The sequence below is a fragment of the Xanthomonas vasicola genome (genome assembly GCF_000772705.2).
GTDB classification, from domain to species: domain Bacteria; phylum Pseudomonadota; class Gammaproteobacteria; order Xanthomonadales; family Xanthomonadaceae; genus Xanthomonas; species Xanthomonas vasicola.
In genome coordinates this window covers 32,643-49,539 of record NZ_JSBW02000094.1, presented here as the reverse complement: position 1 = coordinate 49,539, position 16,897 = coordinate 32,643, and the positions used below count along the sequence as shown (strand labels likewise).

Here is a 16,897-nt window from a genome sequence, read left to right as displayed (position 1 = left end):
GCATGCCGCGTCTTTGTTATGTGCTGGATCTACACCACGATGCGGCGCTGATTGCCGAATACGAGCGCTGGCATCAGCCCACCGAGGTGTGGCCGGAAGTGGTGGCCTCGTTGCAGCAGGCCGGTATCCTGGAACTGGAGATCTTTCGCAGCGGCGATCGGCTGGTGATGCTGATGGACGTCAGCGAGAACTACGACCCAACCGCAAAAGCGGCGCGCGATGCGGCCGACCCGCGCATCCAGGCATGGGAAGAGCTGATGTGGCGGTTTCAAAAGCCGCTGCCCGGCAGTGCGCCAGGAGAGAAGTGGCGTGAGGCGGGACGGATTTTTGCGCTGAGTAAGGCGATTGAAGCGCAGCGCTAGCGGCGGTTGTTCTGCCTGGGGTTGTGGATGCGTGGATTGCGCACTCGAGCGTTACGTATTGTGCGCTCCAGGTGCGCAGTGTCGGCAGACATTTATCAGGGGCGTTCGGGTCCCATGCCACGTGCCGCGTCTTCGTGCTCGCCGCTGATAGGCTCTGAGTCCGATGTGCGCGCGTGCTTTAACCAGGAGCCGCTAACAAGACATCTGCGCAGCCGCGGTGCGGGCATGGCCAATGTTCGGAATCGACATGAAACACGCGCGGCCTGCGGTTGCTTTGCGCCGTGCACAGCCACCGGACGATCGCTCGCTAGGTTTTATTAGCCGTTCTAAAAAGATTCGCTGCTCAAGGTCGCTGGTATTCCCGGGGAAAAAACGGCTTCAGGCGTGATCAGGCAATCGAGAACGCCCGTCGCGGCTGAAGCCGCTCCTACAATGGATGCGATGTGCGCTGTGTAGGACGCCGGATTACGCCTTCGCTGCTGCCAGGTCTTCGACCCAGAAGCGTCCAGCGGGGTAGCTGAATTCCGCAATCGAGGATGCATGCATTTCTGCAGAGAAACCTGGCACTTCCGGTGCCAGATAGCGGCCGTGCTGGATGCGCACCGGGTCCAGGAAGTGTTGATGCAGGTGGTCGACGAATTCGATGGCGCGGTCTTCCATCTTGCCGGTGATGGCCACGAAGTCGGCCATGGCCAGGTGCTGCACCAACTCGCACAGACCAACACCGCCAGCGTGCGGGAACACGCGGATGTTGAACTTTGCGGCCAGCAACAAGATGGCGAGGTTCTCGTTGACCCCGCCCACGCGTGCAGCGTCGATTTGGATCAGATCCACTGCGCCGGCCTGCAGCAGCTGCTTGAACACCACGCGGTTCTGGGTGTGCTCGCCGGTGGAGACCGGCACCGGGGTGATGCCCTGGCGGATGGCGGCGTGGCCAAGCACATCGTCCGGGCTGGTGGGTTCTTCGATCCAGGCGATATTGAATTCGGCCAGCTGGCGCATCCAGTCGATTGCCGGGCCCACGTCCCAGCGCTGATTGGCATCGACCGCCATCGCAATCTCCGGACCGATGGCTTCGCGGGCCAGGCGGCAACGGCGGATGTCGTCCTGCACATTGGCGCCAACTTTGAGCTTGATGGTGCGGAAGCCATCGGCCACCGCTTCTTTCGCCAGCCGCACCAGCTTCTCGTCCGAGTAACCGAGCCAGCCGGGCGAAGTGGTGTAGGCCGGGTAGCCCTGTTCGAGCAGCTGCGCGATACGTTGCGCGCGCTGCGGTTGCGCATCGTGCAGGATGGTTAGCGCTTCGTCGCGGGTGAGTGCGTCGGTGAGGTAGCGGAAGTCGATGGTGTCGACCAACTGCTCGGGCGTGAGTTCGGCAATGAAGCGCCACAGCGGCTTTTTTGCGGCGCGCGCGGCCAGGTCCCACGCGGCGTTGATCACCGCGCCGATGGCCATATGCATCACGCCCTTTTCCGGGCCGAGCCAGCGCAGCTGCGAATCGTTGGTGAGCCGGCGCGCGAACGCGCCGAGGTCGGCGATGACGTCTTCCACGCGCAGGCCGACCACATGCTCGGCCAGTGCCGCCACCGCAGCGGTCTGCACGTCGTTGCCGCGGCCGATGGTGAACACCAGGCCGTAACCGGCCAGGTCATCGGCCGCATCGGTGCGCAGCACGACATAAGCCGCCGAGTAATCGGGATCGGGATTCATCGCATCCGACCCATCCAGCTCGCGCGAGGTGGGGAAGCGGACGTCGTGGGTATCGAGGGCGACGATGGTGCTCATGAAAGTCCTGGCGATGGAAAGTGGGAAATAAAACGGATGAAAGAAAAATGACCGGAATCAAGCGATGACGAAATCTGAAGCGATGAATAAATCCGGGAACTGCACCCTCACCCCTCTCCCACCGGGAAAGGGGTGAGGGTGCGGCCGCGTAGCGCCCGATGTGTTGAGGCGCTGCAGTGACTCATGCGTTTGCAACTCAGCCCAATGAATCGACTGCACGATCAACTGTGTATTGCGATCGAAGCGTTACACCGTTTGGACATTCAGCGCGGGAGCAAATTCGGTAGAAGCAACATGTTTGTGACGCATTAGCACAGGCGGCTACACGTCAGACCAAACAACAGATGTCATGACGTCGAGTTGCGCGACTACGTGGCGACGTACCTTCGCCCCAACCCCCGCTCCGCGCCCCGGCCCGCGCCAGCAGCACGGGCGCTTCAAGGCACGCGCGCCAATGGCGCGCACGCCGCGCCTTGGCGCCCCGGTGGAAGAGGGGCTTAGGCCGCGTGGCGTCAAGCAGGCCAGTTTGTCGGTGCAACAAGGGTCATCCTGTTGCAGATCAATCTGTACGCAGCACTCAGGTTTCATGAGCAGATTTAAGCCGCACTGTGCGATGTGTCACTTCGCACTGCATGGGCCTTCGCCGCACCCACCCCTTCGAAGTGAGGTTTGCCTCACCCCCCATCCCGCGGATGCGCCACCACCGGCTGACGCTGACGGCCCAGGCCTTCGATCTCCAGTTCCATCACATCGCCCGGCTTCAGGTACACCGGCGGCTTCTGGCCCAGGCCCACGCCCGGCGGGGTACCGGTGCTGATCACATCGCCCGGCATCAACGTCATGTAGCGGCTGATGTGGCTGACCAGTTCGGCCACGCCGAACACCATCGTGCGCGTGCTGCCGTTCTGGTAGCGATGGCCGTTGACCTCCAGCCACATCGACAGGTTCTGCGGGTCGGCGATCTCGTCGCGCGTTACCAGCCACGGGCCGATCGGGCCGAAGGTGTCGGCGCTCTTGCCCTTGACCCACTGGCCGCCGTGTTCGAGCTGGAATTCGCGCTCGGACAAATCGTTGATCACCGCGTAGCCGGCCACATGGTTGAGCGCTTCGTCCACCGACACATCGCGCGCCACATCGCCGATCACCACACCCAGCTCCACTTCCCAGTCGCTCTTCACCGAGCCGCGCGGGATGATCACCGTGTCGTTGGGGCCGCACACCGCAGTGGTGGCCTTCATGAAAAGAATCGGCATCTTGGGCACTTCCATGCCCGATTCGGCGGCGTGGTCGGCGTAGTTCAACCCCACGCAGATGAATTTGCCGATACGGCCGACTGCTGCGCCGTAGCGTACCTCGCCTTCGATCAACGGCAGCGTGGTCAAGTCCAGTGCGCGTAGTTTTTCCAGGCCGGCGTTGGTGATGTGCTCGCCGGCCACATCGTCGATCACACCGCTGAGGTCGCGGATGCGGCCTTCGCTGTCGATCAGGCCAGGGCGTTCGTGGCCTTCGGCGCCAATGCGTACGAGTTTCATGCGGTCTTCCTTTGCAGAGGAGAAGTGGAGCGGCTAGCAAACCTAGCGCGCGTGCATCGGGTAGGTAAGGACACTGTGCTCACATCGAAGCGGACGCGCGCTGCAGATCGCATCACGCAATCGCCGCGCCCACGTGTGTGGCGGGCGGCAGCGTGCGTCGTTGCCGTGCTCAGTTGGACCAGCCGCCATCGATGATGTGGGTCTGGCCGGTGGTGAACGACGATTCGTCCGAAGCCAGGTACACCACCAACTGCGCAATCTCGCGCGGGTCGCCCAGGCGGCCCATCGGCTGGCGATCAGTGAAGCTCTTCCATACCGCTTGTTCGTCGCCGCCCAGGGCTTTGACGCGCTCGCCCAGCGACGGCGTCTTGATGGTGCCCGGGCAGATTGCGTTGCAACGCACGCCCTGCGCCACGTAGTCGGCGGCGATCGCCTTGCTCAGGCCGATCACCGCGGCCTTGGTCACGCCGTACACGAAGCGGTTCGGCACGCCCTTGATGCTGGAGGCAACCGAAGACATGTTGATGATGCTGCCGCGGCCGCGCGCGAGCATGCCCGGCAACACCGCCTTGCAGGTGTAGTACATCGCGTCGACATTGATCGAGAACGAGCGGCGCCAGGCCGGTTCCTCGCAATCGAGAATGCTGCCCTGATGCACGAAGCCGGCGCAGTTGAACAACACGTCGAACGGGCCGTGTGCCTGGATCACTGCGGCAATCGCGGCAGCGTCGGTGACGTCGAGCAGTTGCGTAGTGATCGCATCCGATTCGGCAGCCAGCGCTTGCAATGCAGCGGCGTCGATGTCGGTGGCGATCACCTGTGCGCCGGCACGCGCGCAGGCCAGCGCGCTTTCGCGGCCGATGCCGGCACCGGCGGCGGTGATCAGGCAACGCTTGCCCTGCAGACGGGTGTTGGGAGTGGTGGGGATCGAGACAGTCATACCGATGAGGTTCCGTGGGTGGGGGCCGCCGGCCGTGGCAGACGATAGAACGTGCGTGCGTTGTCGCCGAAGATGGCTGCCGCGTGCTCGGCGGCGTGCCGGGTGACGAGTTGCTGTGCGAGCGCGAACCAGTGCGCGTAATCGGCGCGCAATGTCAGCACTGGCCAGTCGCTGCCCCACAGCAAACGCTGCGGGCCGAAGCGGGCGAACAGATGCGCAACATATGGCTCCAGCGCGTCCACGCCAGCGCCGCGCGCGGCTTCGGTCAGCAGGCCGGAGAGTTTGCAATGCACATTGGGATGCTGCGCCAGAACGGCCATGCCGGCGGCCCAGGCAACAAATTCGCCGGCGGCAATCTGCGGCTTGCCGCCGTGATCGACCACCACGCGCAAGCCCGGATGGCGCTTCAAGCGCGTCTGCAGTGCCGGTACGTGCGCGGCACGGATCAAGGCGTCGAAGGCCAACTCGTTCGCCAGCAGTGCATCGAAGGCGGCATCCAGCGCGGGATCGGCCAGCCAGTGCACGTCGGCGATGTCCTGCACCATCGGGCGCAGGCCCTTGAGCAGGCCGCCGCCGGCACGCACCAGCGCGCCGATACGTGCAGCCGCATCGGGCGCGGCGAAGTCCGCCCAACCGACCACGCCAGCAATGCGCGCGTCATCCCGGGCCAGCTCGAATAGGTAACAGGTCTCGGCCTCGGTGGCGGCAGCCTGCACCACCACCACGTGCTCGACATCGGCAGCGTCCAGCACAGCGCCGGCATCGTCCGGGCCGAAGTCGCGGTACAGCGGCGCCAGCTCGGGCGTCAGCCAATGGTAATCGCCACGGGCCAGGTGCCAGAAATGCAGATGCGCGTCGACCCGGCTCATGGCGTGGGCAGGTCCGCATCGAGCAGGCCATCATCGCGCAGGCGTTGCCACAGCTCGGCTGGAATCGCGGCCGCAAGCCGCGTGGCCGCCGATTGCACTTCGGCCACGGTACGCATGCCGGCCACCACCGTGGTCACCGCCGGATGCGCCAGCGGGAATTGCAAGGCCGCCGTACCGATATCCACCCCGAACGCCGCGCAGGCCGCGTACAGCCGCTGCGCATGCTGCAGCGTGGTGGCATCGACCGGGGCGTAGTTGTAGGTGGCGCCGGGGCCGCGTGCGTCGCTGAGCAGGCCGGAGCTGTACGGGCCGGCCGACAGGATCGCCACGTTGCGTTGCTGCGCCTGCTCCAGCAGCGCGCGCGCGCCGTGCTGTTCCAGCAGCGTGTAACGGCCGGCCAGCATCACGCAGTCGAGCGGAAAACGCGGCAACACCTCCAGTGCCACGTCCTGCTCGTTGACGCCCAGCCCGATCGCCCCGCACGCGCCGGCCGCCTTCAGCTCCACCATCGCCGGCAAGGCCTCCTCCAAGGCCTGGCGCAGCACGTGAGCGTGGTTGTCGCCGTGGGTCAGCGCACCGATGTCGTGCAGCAGCAGTACGTCGATGTAGTCGGTGCCCAGGCGCTCCAGGCTGGAAGCGAACGCACGCCGCACGCCGTCGGCGCTGTAATCGAACTCGGCGCGCCGCCCGGCCACGGCAAAACCATCGCGGCCGGCAACGGCCCGGCCGTCGTCGTAGACGCAGCGGCCGACCTTGGTCGACAGCGTGTAGTCCGCGCGCGCGACGCCAGCCAAGCCACGGCCCAGACGCGCTTCGCTCAGTCCGTAGCCGTAGTAGGGCGCAGTATCGAAATGACGGATGCCAGCCTCGAACGCGCCTGCAATCGCGGCCAGTGCGTCTGCCTCATCCACTTCCGTGTACAGGTTGCCGATCGGCGCGGCGCCGAAGCCCAGTGCCGATAGCTGCACGTTGGTGCTGCCGAGACGCTGCCGTGCCACGCCGCTCACGCGCGCCGCTCCGCAAGCAGGGCGGAAGCGCAGCACGCGTATTGGGAATCTGGAAAGCAGGGGTTAAGCATCACAACATCCACCAGCCAGCAGGTGCCCGGCTGTTCGCATATGAATATGGCAATCATCAATGAACAGATCACGCTGCAGTGCAGCATTGTGGCGGTGCCGGCTTGCCGACCTTTGTACAGACACGCATCGCTCTGTCGAATTCCGCAGCCGGCGTGATCGGGCCAATCCGGACAACGGCGTGTCGATCTTCGTAATCGTGGCCGACGCAAGCCGCGGGCTATGGAGCGTACCGCTTGATCTGAAGATCGCCGGCTGCACCGACCTCGGTCGCGTGGATGAAGAAGACGTCATGGCACGTGTGGCCAAAACGCATCGGCGCATCCGCGTGCACCTTACCAACCATCATCAATGGGTGGAATCGAATTCTCCTTGGATGACGGCCGGCAGTGGATGCGTCCCTCCGACCCGCACCCGCATAGGGGTATCCGGATTGCGTCACGACGTGTTCGCTGGCGGTTTGAGCCTGCCAGTCGGCGTGTACAACGCCCGACAAAACAACGCGGGATTGCGCGACTTGCGCGATTACGCATTTGCGTGCGTGCGTGCGTGCGTGCGCGTCGCGCCACGCAGCGATAGCGTCAAACGGCGAGGCCCGGGGGGACCTCGCCGTCAGGCCTTACAGCGACCATCGATACGTCGCGTAGTGCCCGCGGAATACGGACAGTGCGAAGAACCGGGTGTACGCGTGCGACAGGCCGATTCCACGCGCGGAGCGTTTCTGTTTGGCAGCTACGCAGTCGCTCTTTCGATCACAGTTAACCGCAGCAGTAGCAGACGTTGCCCTGGCCCAGATCGCCGCCAAATTCCGGACACTCGGCTTTGCAGGCCCATGCGCTACATGATTCGACTTTCGGCTGTGCGTTATCGACCGCCATCACCTGGAAGGCACCGAATCCAGTGCTTGCCAGAAAAGTCGCCGCCATCAACGCACTGCGTAAGGTTAGCCAACGCTTCTTCATGCATTACTCCTTCACCGTTGCAAAAGCCGCTGGCGCGTCCGTGTGGCGCAAGGCGGCGACGAGTTCCTGCACCCGCTCCGTGGTATCGAAAACGCCAAGATGGGAATGGCGCACGCGCCCCTCTGCATCGATGGCCATCAGTAGCGGCACGTTGCGCGCGCGAAACAGCATCAGCGCGCGACGATCGGTCAACGTGACCACCGGAAAATCGAAACCGTGCACATGTGCATAGCGCGCAGCCTGCGCAGCGTCGCAGTGGCACACGCCTAGCAGCTGCGGCCGGCCCGGCAGGTTGGCTTGCAGCTGCCGCGCCGCACGCAGCACGGTTGGGGCCGAGCGCTGGCAGTACGGGCAGGTGGTGGTGAAAAAGAACAACACCTGCGCTGGCCCTTGCGGCGCGCCGAGCACATGGCGCTGACCATCGCCATCGGTCACTTCGATACGCGGCACGTACATGCCTTCATACGGTGTGCTGATGCGCGTCTGCAGCCATTGCTGCTGCACGCGCAGCTGCCGGTTCTGCCACGCCAGCACCGCAATCAATGCACATGTCACCAGCAGGCCCATCCAGAGCCAAGGGAAACGTCGTGCCATGCCAGCTCCAACAGCGTCCTGGGTGCCCGAGCCTTGCCCAGCATCAACGCATGGTCAATGGTGATATCGACAACTGCGATGTCGCGCGGCATACAGCTGTGGATGCGATCACGCCCGCGCACTTGGGCTTGTCACTGATGCATTGCGTTGGGATCGGTGTTTGCGCAATCCAGTAAAGCGCCAAGCGTGCAATGCGGCATCGGCGCGTCTGTGCATCCACGAATTGATTAAAGTGTCGAACGCAAGCGCGGCTCAAACCAACGGCGTCTGCAGGCTGATCCACGGCGGATGCACGCAGCGGTATCAAGTCAGCACGACAGAAACACAAAGAGAAGCCAGAGAGTGATTGCCACACTCGCTGCCCACGCAGCGCTGATTGCTGGCCAGCATCCAGCCGTGCCCGCTCGTGGCATGCTGTGCAGCACGGCACGTGGGTGCGTGCCGGCCTTTCAAGAATCATGTAATGGGCGCGATGGCGTTTTCCGTTCGGCTGTGCGTGCTGGCACTGCTTGCCTGCAATGCCGCACAGGCCAATGACAGCAGTTTCGGCGACGACAACGGCACCATCTGCCTGCTGTATCAGCCCGACATCAACATGGACCACGAAGCGCTGCTGCTCAGCGAAGAACGCATGCAGGTGGATTACGTGTTCACCAATCACAGCGAGCGCGACCTGAGCGTGCCGGTGGCCTTCCCGATGCCGCCGATGTATTTCGGCATGGCCGACCACAATGCGCTGACCGATTTCAAACTCTGGGCCGACGGCAAACCGGTCGCCACCACGCGCAAGCTGGTGGTGCTGCTGGACGACGGCAGCGATATCTCCAAGACGTTCGCCGCCACCGGCTGAACCCCGGACGATGTCTGTGCCTTCACCGAATCATCCACGCCGCCGAAGGGACGCAAGCCGCTGCCCGCGCGCTGGGTCGATGGCGATGGGCAACCTCGCTTCGCGCTCAACGAGTACTTCGTCTGGCAGCAGCCATTTCCTGCCAAAGGAAGCGTGCAGATCCGCCACACCTACACGCCCAGTTTGTCAACCGGCGTCCCGCAGCCAGCAGCTATTTGCTGGAGTCCTACGCAAAAGACACCTGCATCGAACCGGCCAGCAAAGCCAGCATGCAGCGCCGCGAAGGCAAGTACGGTCTGGGGGTGGCCAACCTGCGTTATGTGCTCACCACCGGCAAGAACTGGAACGGCCCGATCAAGGACTTCCAGCTGACCATCCGCAAGCAGGCGCCCAGCGACATCCTGAGTCTGTGTTTGGACGGCGAACTAAGAGCGGCTAACAAAACGTAGCGAGCAGTCGTCAGGCGGGTGCGGGCGGCGCACAGGAACCGGAGTGTACGAGTGGTACATGAGGATTCCGAGCACCGGCCGCGCCCGCCTGGCGGCTGCGCAGTAGTTTTGTTAGCTGCTCTAAAAAAGATCGACCCACTGACCTTCCACTTCAAGCAGTCCAACTTCGTACCGATGCGCGACTTAAACGTGCTGTTCGTGCGCGCGGCAGAGCAGATTTCACGGCAGGATCCTCGCAGACGTGCAGACCTGTGCGCGTACTGCCTCTCAGGAAAAGCGCCATCGTGCACACGCATGCGCAGGTCGGTGTCATTGCGCTGCGGTCAGCGCTTTCCAACATGCAGCTCGCCAGACGATGACGGTAGAGAAAAGCGCGAACGGGGAATTAGGCGCATGGCATGGCGGCAATGCGTGAGTTGCTGATAACGCCTGTCGCGCCCGAGGACGCTCCTACAGGTTCACTTCATTGCTGCAGCCGCGCAGGGCCGGTACGTAGGAGCGCGCTCGCGCGCGATGCGGCCTTACTGACCACACCCATCGCGGCAGTCGTCTGTCGCGTGCGGCGAGCGACCCCTATTTGATGACACGCTTAGCCGGCGGCGGACGCCGGCATGCGTCAATCGTCTTCCGGCGGCGGCAGCACGATGCCGTCGGCATCGATGGCGAGCTTGCCGGCCATCAGCACGGCCTGGGTGCGATTGGTGACGCCGAGCTTGCGCAGGATCGCGGTGACGTGCGCCTTGATGGTGGCTTCGGATACGCCAAGATCGTAGGCGATCTGCTTGTTGAGGCGCCCGGCGCCCAGCATTTGCAGCACGCGGAATTGTTGAGGAGTGAGATCGCGCAGACGCTGGCCGACCTCGCGTTCTTCGCTGTCGGTGGGTGGCAGGTTTTGCGCTTCGGCCGGGATCCAGCGCTCGCCATCGAGCACGGTGGCCAATGCGCGACCGATGGTGTCCGAATCTGCAGATTTGGGAATGAATCCGAACGCGCCATGGTCGATCGCCCGCCGCATCACGGTGGGTTCTTCGCGTGCGGACACCACCACTACCGGCAACTGCGGATGCAGCGAGCGCATATGCACCAACGCACTGAACCCCTGCGCGCCCGGCATGTTGAGATCCATCAGCAACAGATCGGCATCCGGCTGTGCATCGGCCAGCGTGTACAACGCATCCACCGTGTCTGCCTCGAACAACTGCACCCCCGGCATCACGCGTTGCACCGCCCCGCGCAAGGCTTCACGGAACAGGGGATGGTCATCAGCGATCAGCAGGGTGGTCATTCTGGAGCCGGGAATCGGGAGTGGGGAATCGGGAATCGCAAAGGCAACAGCAACACCAGCAGTGGCAAGCAAGCAGCAAGGACAGCAAGGACAACGAACGGCATAGACAGCAAACGAGAATAAAAGAACAGAGGAGCGAATTGAGTGGGGCAGCGTTGAAGGACAGCAGCTGCCGGCGAAAGCTGGGGAGATAGGGAACCCGCTTCTGCGAACCCCCATACCCAATCTAACGTCCGCCAACCAGGGAACCGCTCTACCGATTCCCTATTCCCCGATTCCCCATTCCCAGCGTGTCAGCGCGCCAGACGCTCATTGACCAGCGAATCCACCACCGACGGATCAGCCAGGGTCGAGGTATCGCCCAGCTGGTCCGGGGCGTTCTCGGCGATCTTGCGCAGGATGCGGCGCATGATCTTGCCCGAGCGGGTCTTGGGCAGGCCGGGGGCCCACTGCAGGTGATCCGGCGAGGCGATCGGGCCGATCTCCTTGCGCACCCAGCTCACCAGTTCCTTATGCAGTTCGTCGCTCGGAGTCTCGCCGGCGATCAGGGTGACATAGGCATAGATGCCCTGGCCCTTGACGTCGTGCGGGAAGCCGACCACGGCCGCTTCGGCAACCTTGGGGTGCGAGACCAGTGCGCTTTCCACTTCGGCGGTGCCGATACGGTGGCCGGAGACGTTGATCACATCGTCCACGCGGCCGGTGATCCAGTAATAGCCGTCAGCATCGCGCCGGCAACCGTCGCCGGTGAAATAGCTACCCGGATAGGTGCGGAAATAGGTGTCGATGAAACGCTGGTGGTCGCCATACACGCTACGCATCTGGCCCGGCCACGAATCCAGCAACACCAGATTGCCTTCGGTGGCGCCTTCCAGAATCTTGCCTTCGGCATCCACCAGCGCCGGCTGCACGCCAAAGAACGGCAGGGTGGCCGAGCCCGGCTTGAGGTCGACCGCGCCAGCCAGCGGCGAAATTAGAATGCCGCCGGTTTCGGTCTGCCACCAGGTGTCAACGATCGGGCAGCGGCTGTCGCCGACCACTTCGTAATACCAGCGCCAGGCTTCCGGATTGATCGGCTCGCCGACGCTGCCGAGCAGGCGCAGGCTCTTGCGCGAGGTCTTCTTGACCGGTTCCGCGCCATCGCGCATCAGCGCGCGAATGGCGGTGGGCGCGGTGTAGAAAATGGTGACCTGATGCTTGTCGATCACTTCCCAAAAGCGCGACACGTTCGGGTAATTGGGTACGCCTTCGAACATCACCGCGGTGGCGCCATTGGCAAGCGGGCCGTAGACGATGTAGCTGTGGCCGGTAACCCAACCCACATCCGCAGTGCACCAGTAGATGTCGTCCTCGCGCAGGTCGAACACCACTTCATGGGTGTAGCTGGCAAACAACAGATAGCCGGCGGTGGTGTGCAGCACGCCCTTGGGTTTGCCGGTGGAGCCGGACGTGTAGAGGATGAAAAGCGGGTCTTCGGCGTTCATTCGCTCGGGTTCGCACTCGGCCGGCTGGCCGTCGACCACATCATGAAACCAGCGGTCGCGCGGTGCCTGTATCTCCACCGCACCACCGGTGTGGCGCACCACCAGCACGGTTTCGACCGTGTCGGTGCCGGAAATCTTCAGCGCTGCATCGACATTGGCCTTGAGCGGAATCTTCTTGCCGCCGCGCAGGCCTTCGTCGGCGGTGATAATCAGCTTGCTCTGGCAATCGATCACGCGGTCGGCGATCGAGTTGGCAGCAAAGCCGCCGAACACCACCGAGTGCACCGCACCGATGCGCGCGCAGGCGAGCATGGCCACGGCCGCATCGACAATCATCGGCAGATAGATGGTGACCCGGTCGCCCTTCTTGACGCCCAGGTTACGCAGCGCATTGCCCAGCTTGCAGACGCGCTCGTACAACTCGCGATAGGTGACCGGGTACGACGCCGCGCCCGGGCTGTCGGGTTCGAACAGCAGCGCGGTCTTGTCGCCGCGCGTGGCCAGCTGGCGGTCCAGGCAGTTGACGCTGGCATTGAGCTCGCCATCGCCGAACCAGCGGATATGGAAGTCGTCCAGCGCGTAGCTGACGTCCTTGACTTGGGTGGGTTGCTTGAACCATTCCAACCGCTGCGCGGCCTTGCCCCAGAACTGCTCGGGGTGTTCGATCGATTCGCGATACAGCGCGGCGTACTGCTCGCGCGTCACGCGCGCATCGGCGGCGAACGCGGGATCGACGGGATAAACATCAGCCATGGCACCCTCACTTGCGATGAACTTGTGGGAAGAGGGCGTTGCAGCTGCCCTCGGTAGACAATCAGTGTGCCGCATCCATTCTGTCCCGTCGGCCAACGACGCCTTAGACCATGGTCGTAACCCTCGGGAAGTGCACCAGGGCACATCCAGTGCGGGCCGCAGCGCGACCATCGGTCATCTTGCAGAATGCTGCGTTGCAGCTACGACCAAAGGCGAATAGTCCGCGAAGCGCGGACTGCCTCACGCTCCGCACAGCATCGCCATCAAGCGCGAGGCCTTCATTGGGGAGAGGGTTTCATGAAACACCGTATTGCACCGCTGGTGCGCCATCCGTTGGCGGCCGCCTTGTTCGTTGCCACCATTTTGCCGGGCGTGGCGTTCGCACAGACGTCCAAGGAAAAGGCACTGGAAGCGCGCATCGCCGAGCTCGAGCGTCAAGTCCAGCTGTTGGTTTCTGCGCAGCAACAGCAGCAGGGCCAGATCGTTCAGACGCAGACCCAGGTTAGCGAAGTGCGCACCTTGCAGGCACAGACGCCGCCTGCACCGGTGGTGCCTGCCGGCAAGAAGCCGATCCAACTGACCAGCATCACACCGAACGCGTTGCCGGGGACAACGTTCCGTTACGGTGGTTTCATCAAGGCCGACTTCATGACCACCCGCACCAGCGACGGCGCATTGCCTGAAGGTGCGGTTGGGCGTTACCTGTACATCCCGACCCAGACACCGGTCGGCGGGCAAGCCTCCAGCACCGACACCGACTTCCATGCCAAGTTCTCGCGCTTCAACCTGGGCGTGGATACCGTCACCGAAAACGGCGACAAGCTCACCGGCTTCATCGAAATCGATTTCTTCGGCAATGCGCTGGCCAACCAGGTCAACAATCTCTACGGCGGCACCTTGCGGCACGCTTACATGAGCTGGAACAACTGGCTGGCCGGTCAGACCTGGTCCAACTTCATCGATCCCACGATTCTTCCGGAAGCGGCCGATATCGTCGGGCCGACCGACGGTGCGTTGTTCAGCCGTCAGACCCAGATTCGTTACACCCGCGGCGCCTTCAGCGTGTCGGCCGAAAACCCCGAGACGCTGACCACGCCGTATCAGGGTGGCAACACCATCCTGGCCTCGGACCACGGCGCGATGCCGGACCTGACCGCGCGCTACAACTGGAAGGGCACCTGGGGCACGTTCGGTCTGTCGGCCATTGCGCGTCAGTACCGCACCCGCAGCACGTTGACCAACGACACCGATTTCGGCGGCGCCATCGCCGGCGGCGGCCGCTGGATCATCAACTCCAATAACGATCTGCGTTACCAACTCAGCTACGGCGAAGGCCTGGGGCGCTATCTGGGCCTGGGCAACGGCTCGGATGTGGAGATCGATATCGACGGCAATATCCAGACCGTCAGCACAGTTGCCGGCTGGGTAGCCTGGCGCCACGACTACACCGCCAAGCTGCGCAGCACCATCATGTATTCGCGCGCGGATTACGACCACTCGCTGGCCAACACCGGCGGGCTGGCCAGCAAGTCGCAGCAGAGCATCCGCGCCAACGTGTTCTATTCGCCATTGCCGAAGGTGGATGTGGGCGCCGAGCTGATGTACGGCCGGCGCGAAGCCGAAAACGGCGACAGCGGCGACATCTCGCGGCTGCAGTTCACCACCAAGTACAGCTTCTAAGTTGCTGCCACCGGCGGCCTGCTCCATTGCGGTGGAGCGGGCGTCGCATCCTTCGTTTTACCAGCGCTCTACCAGGAGACAGACCATGACCGTCTCGAATGAAGCGTTGATCGCCAAGATCGACGCCAATCCGAAGTACCAGGCACTCAAGCGTCAGCGAAATACGCTGGGCTGGACACTCACCGTGCTGATGTTGCTGGCCTATTACGGCTACATCGGCCTGATCGCGTTCGACAAGGAATTCCTCGCCAAGCCGATCGGTGCCGGCGTGACCTCGATCGGCATTCCGATCGCGATCGGAGTGATGATGTTCACCATCGTCATTACCGCTATCTACGTGCGTCGCGCCAACAGTACTTACGACCAGCTGACCGCGCAGATCCTGGAGGAAGCCCGCAAATGAGCAAGTATTCGCGCCTTCTTCTGATACTTGCCGGTCTGCTGCCTGCCGGCATCGCGCTGGCAGCCGGCGGTGACATGGGCCAGGTCGACAAGCAACCCACCAACTGGGTGGCAATCGGCATGTTCGGCTTCTTCGTGCTGGGCACCTTGTGGATCACCAAGTGGGCGGCGGCCAAGACCAAGTCGGCCGCTGACTTCTATACCGCCGGCGGTGGCATCACCGGCTTCCAGAATGGCCTGGCGATCGCCGGCGACTTCATGTCGGCGGCTTCGTTCCTGGGTATTACCGCTGCGGTGATGGCCAACGGCTACGACGGTCTGATCTATGCGATCGGCTTTCTGGTCGGCTGGCCCATCTTGACCTTCCTGATGGCAGAACGCCTGCGCAACCTCGGCAAGTACACCTTCGCCGACGTGGCCGGTTACCGCTTCGCGCCGACTGCGATCCGTAGCTTTGCGGCGTCGGGCACGCTGGTGGTGGTGCTGTTCTATCTGATCGCACAGATGGTCGGCGCCGGTGCGTTGATCAAGTTGCTGTTCGGCCTGGACTACTGGGTGGCGGTGACCCTGGTCGGCGTGCTGATGATGATCTACGTGCTGTTCGGCGGCATGACTGCAACCACCTGGGTGCAGATCATCAAGGCCGTGCTGCTGCTGACCGGCGTGACCTTCATGGCCGTGGCCATCATGTGGCACTTCAACTTCAGCTTCGAGGCGCTGTTTGCCGAGGGCGTGCGGGTGAAGACCGCCATTGCGGCCAACGGCGGTGCATCGCCGGAGGACGCGGCAAAAGCGGGTCTGGCGATCATGGGTCCGGGTGGCTTCGTGAAGGACCCGATTTCGGCGATTTCCTTCGGTATGGCGCTGATGTTCGGCACCGCCGGCCTGCCGCACATCCTGATGCGCTTCTTCACCGTTCCCGATGCCAAGCAGGCACGCAAGTCGGTGCTGTGGGCGACCACCTGGATCGGCTACTTCTACATCCTGATCTTCATCATTGGCTTCGGTGCCATCGCACTGGTGTTGACCAACCCGCAGTTCGCCGATGTTGCCACCGGCACCATCCATGGCGGCAAGGGTGCGGCCAACATGGCGGCGGTGCTGGTCGGCAATGCAGTGGGCGGCAACGTGTTCATGGGCTTCATCTCGGCGGTGGCCTTCGCCACCATCCTGGCGGTGGTTGCGGGCCTGACCCTGTCCGGCGCCTCGGCGGTGTCGCATGACCTGTATGCCACGGTGATCAAGAAGGGCAACCCGGCACCTGGCTCCGAGCTCAAGGTCTCGCGTGCCACCACCCTGGTGCTGGGCGTGATCGCGGTGCTGCTGGGCATCGTGTTCGAGAAGCAGAACGTGGCCTTCATGGTGTCGCTGGCATTCGCCATCGCCGCCTCGGCCAACTTCCCGGTGCTGATCCTGTCGTTGTTGTGGAAGAACTGCACCACCCGTGGCGCAGTGGCCGGTGGTTTCCTGGGCCTGATCTCGTCGCTGGTGCTGACGATCCTGTCGCCATCGGTGTGGGTGGACACGCTGGGCAATGCGGCCGGCTCGGCGCCGTTCCCGTACACCTCGCCGGCGTTGTTCTCGATGACGATTGGCTTTGTCGGCATTTGGTTGTTCTCGGTGCTGGATCGCAGCCCGCAGGCCGCCAACGAACGCGCAGCGTTCAAGGCGCAGCAGATCCGTGCCGAAACCGGCCTGGGTGCCAGCAGTGCGTCCGGTCACTGATCGACCAGCGTCATTGTTGGTGTGATCGCAAGCGCCGGCCCAGTGCCGGCGTTCTGCGTTTTTGACAACGCTGCCGCATGTTTGGCGAAACGGCCCGGCAATCGCGAGACGGTGCCAGGGCGCTGCTGGCCTGCGTGTCCGGAATCTGC

At 63.4% G+C, this 16,897-nt stretch carries 13 protein-coding genes, 1 other RNA gene and 2 pseudogenes; 6 read left to right on the top strand and 10 right to left on the bottom strand.

Annotation, left to right across the window (positions count from 1 at the left end):
- The first annotated feature begins 2 nt into the window (after nt 1-2).
- Nucleotides 3-362: an L-fucose mutarotase gene (locus tag NX05_RS20100; protein WP_039437535.1), complete on the top strand. Its 360-nt coding sequence runs from the start codon at nt 3-5 to the stop codon at nt 360-362.
- Between the two features lie 465 nt (nt 363-827).
- On the opposite strand, the gene NX05_RS20095 is transcribed toward NX05_RS20100, so the two are convergent.
- The 7 genes from NX05_RS20095 to NX05_RS20065 all read right to left on the bottom strand — a co-directional run bounded on the left by NX05_RS20095 (nt 828) and on the right by NX05_RS20065 (nt 8,093).
- A complete protein-coding gene (locus tag NX05_RS20095) occupies nt 828-2,147 on the bottom strand; it encodes an L-fuconate dehydratase (protein ID WP_039437532.1) in 1,320 nt (439 codons plus the stop codon).
- Nucleotides 2,148-2,821: 674 nt separating this feature from the next.
- Nucleotides 2,822-3,679 (bottom strand): fumarylacetoacetate hydrolase family protein, encoded by an 858-nt coding sequence (locus NX05_RS20090; RefSeq protein ID WP_039437529.1) that lies wholly within the window; start codon nt 3,677-3,679, stop codon nt 2,822-2,824.
- A gap of 169 nt (nt 3,680-3,848) precedes the next feature.
- Nucleotides 3,849-4,619, bottom strand: a complete 771-nt coding sequence (locus NX05_RS20085; protein ID WP_010374387.1) for an SDR family oxidoreductase — start codon at nt 4,617-4,619, stop codon at nt 3,849-3,851.
- On the bottom strand, nt 4,616-5,488 hold the full coding sequence (locus tag NX05_RS20080) for an amidohydrolase family protein (RefSeq protein WP_039437526.1): 873 nt from the start codon (nt 5,486-5,488) through the stop codon (nt 4,616-4,618). Before NX05_RS20080 ends, NX05_RS20085 begins: the two co-directional genes overlap by 4 nt.
- Nucleotides 5,485-6,495 (bottom strand): aldo/keto reductase, encoded by a 1,011-nt coding sequence (locus NX05_RS20075; protein ID WP_039437523.1) that lies wholly within the window; start codon nt 6,493-6,495, stop codon nt 5,485-5,487. The genes NX05_RS20080 and NX05_RS20075 overlap by 4 nt, the downstream gene beginning before the upstream one ends.
- Nucleotides 6,496-7,322: 827 nt before the next feature.
- Nucleotides 7,323-7,526 carry a hypothetical protein gene (locus NX05_RS20070; protein ID WP_010374380.1) on the bottom strand — a complete coding sequence of 68 codons (204 nt, stop codon included), beginning with the start codon at nt 7,524-7,526 and terminating at the stop codon, nt 7,323-7,325.
- A 3-nt stretch (nt 7,527-7,529) separates the two neighbouring features.
- A complete protein-coding gene (locus NX05_RS20065; protein WP_017115910.1) occupies nt 7,530-8,093 on the bottom strand; it encodes a peroxiredoxin family protein in 564 nt (187 codons plus the stop codon).
- Nucleotides 8,094-8,583: 490 nt separating this feature from the next.
- On the opposite strand from NX05_RS20065, the pseudogene NX05_RS25100 reads away from it, so the two are divergent.
- Nucleotides 8,584-9,350 (top strand): annotated as a pseudogene (locus tag NX05_RS25100) (DUF4424 family protein); the annotation flags it as partial.
- Nucleotides 9,351-9,403: 53 nt separating this feature from the next.
- Here the strand turns inward: NX05_RS25100 and NX05_RS20180 are convergent.
- Nucleotides 9,404-9,479: non-coding RNA, sX9 sRNA (locus tag NX05_RS20180), on the bottom strand.
- A gap of 60 nt (nt 9,480-9,539) precedes the next feature.
- Here NX05_RS20180 and NX05_RS25305 point away from each other — a divergent pair.
- Nucleotides 9,540-9,632, top strand: a pseudogene (locus tag NX05_RS25305) (DUF4424 family protein); the annotation flags it as partial.
- A gap of 403 nt (nt 9,633-10,035) precedes the next feature.
- On the opposite strand, the gene NX05_RS20055 reads toward NX05_RS25305, so the two are convergent.
- Together NX05_RS20055 and acs are read right to left on the bottom strand one after the other, a co-directional pair.
- A complete protein-coding gene (locus tag NX05_RS20055) occupies nt 10,036-10,704 on the bottom strand; it encodes a response regulator transcription factor (RefSeq protein WP_010374372.1) in 669 nt (222 codons plus the stop codon).
- A gap of 293 nt (nt 10,705-10,997) precedes the next feature.
- On the bottom strand, nt 10,998-12,941 hold the full coding sequence (acs, locus tag NX05_RS20050) for an acetate--CoA ligase (RefSeq protein ID WP_039437520.1): 1,944 nt from the start codon (nt 12,939-12,941) through the stop codon (nt 10,998-11,000).
- Between the two features lie 297 nt (nt 12,942-13,238).
- On the opposite strand from acs, the gene NX05_RS20045 reads away from it, so the two are divergent.
- The 3 genes from NX05_RS20045 (at nt 13,239) to NX05_RS20035 (ending at nt 16,748) form a co-directional block, all read left to right on the top strand.
- Complete coding sequence (locus NX05_RS20045; RefSeq protein ID WP_039437517.1) at nt 13,239-14,621, top strand: DcaP family trimeric outer membrane transporter; 1,383 nt, start codon at nt 13,239-13,241, stop codon at nt 14,619-14,621.
- Nucleotides 14,622-14,706: 85 nt separating this feature from the next.
- Nucleotides 14,707-15,024, top strand: a complete 318-nt coding sequence (locus NX05_RS20040; protein ID WP_039437514.1) for a DUF485 domain-containing protein — start codon at nt 14,707-14,709, stop codon at nt 15,022-15,024.
- Nucleotides 15,021-16,748 (top strand): cation acetate symporter, encoded by a 1,728-nt coding sequence (locus NX05_RS20035; protein ID WP_010374365.1) that lies wholly within the window; start codon nt 15,021-15,023, stop codon nt 16,746-16,748. The genes NX05_RS20040 and NX05_RS20035 overlap by 4 nt, the downstream gene beginning before the upstream one ends.
- The last annotated feature ends 149 nt before the right edge of the window (nt 16,749-16,897 follow it).

Excerpts from the sequence above, each read along its gene's own strand:
- NX05_RS20100 (WP_039437535.1), top strand. The coding sequence starts at position 3 with ATGCCGCGTCTTTGTTATGTGCTGGATCTACACCACGATGCGGCGCTG.
- NX05_RS20095 (WP_039437532.1), bottom strand. The coding sequence starts at position 2,147 with ATGAGCACCATCGTCGCCCTCGATACCCACGACGTCCGCTTCCCCACC.
- NX05_RS20090 (WP_039437529.1), bottom strand. The coding sequence starts at position 3,679 with ATGAAACTCGTACGCATTGGCGCCGAAGGCCACGAACGCCCTGGCCTG.
- NX05_RS20085 (WP_010374387.1), bottom strand. The coding sequence starts at position 4,619 with ATGACTGTCTCGATCCCCACCACTCCCAACACCCGTCTGCAGGGCAAG.
- NX05_RS20080 (WP_039437526.1), bottom strand. The coding sequence starts at position 5,488 with ATGAGCCGGGTCGACGCGCATCTGCATTTCTGGCACCTGGCCCGTGGC.
- NX05_RS20070 (WP_010374380.1), bottom strand. The coding sequence starts at position 7,526 with ATGAAGAAGCGTTGGCTAACCTTACGCAGTGCGTTGATGGCGGCGACT.
- NX05_RS20065 (WP_017115910.1), bottom strand. The coding sequence starts at position 8,093 with ATGGGCCTGCTGGTGACATGTGCATTGATTGCGGTGCTGGCGTGGCAG.
- NX05_RS20055 (WP_010374372.1), bottom strand. The coding sequence starts at position 10,704 with ATGACCACCCTGCTGATCGCTGATGACCATCCCCTGTTCCGTGAAGCC.
- acs (WP_039437520.1), bottom strand. The coding sequence starts at position 12,941 with ATGGCTGATGTTTATCCCGTCGATCCCGCGTTCGCCGCCGATGCGCGC.
- NX05_RS20045 (WP_039437517.1), top strand. The coding sequence starts at position 13,239 with ATGAAACACCGTATTGCACCGCTGGTGCGCCATCCGTTGGCGGCCGCC.
- NX05_RS20040 (WP_039437514.1), top strand. The coding sequence starts at position 14,707 with ATGACCGTCTCGAATGAAGCGTTGATCGCCAAGATCGACGCCAATCCG.
- NX05_RS20035 (WP_010374365.1), top strand. The coding sequence starts at position 15,021 with ATGAGCAAGTATTCGCGCCTTCTTCTGATACTTGCCGGTCTGCTGCCT.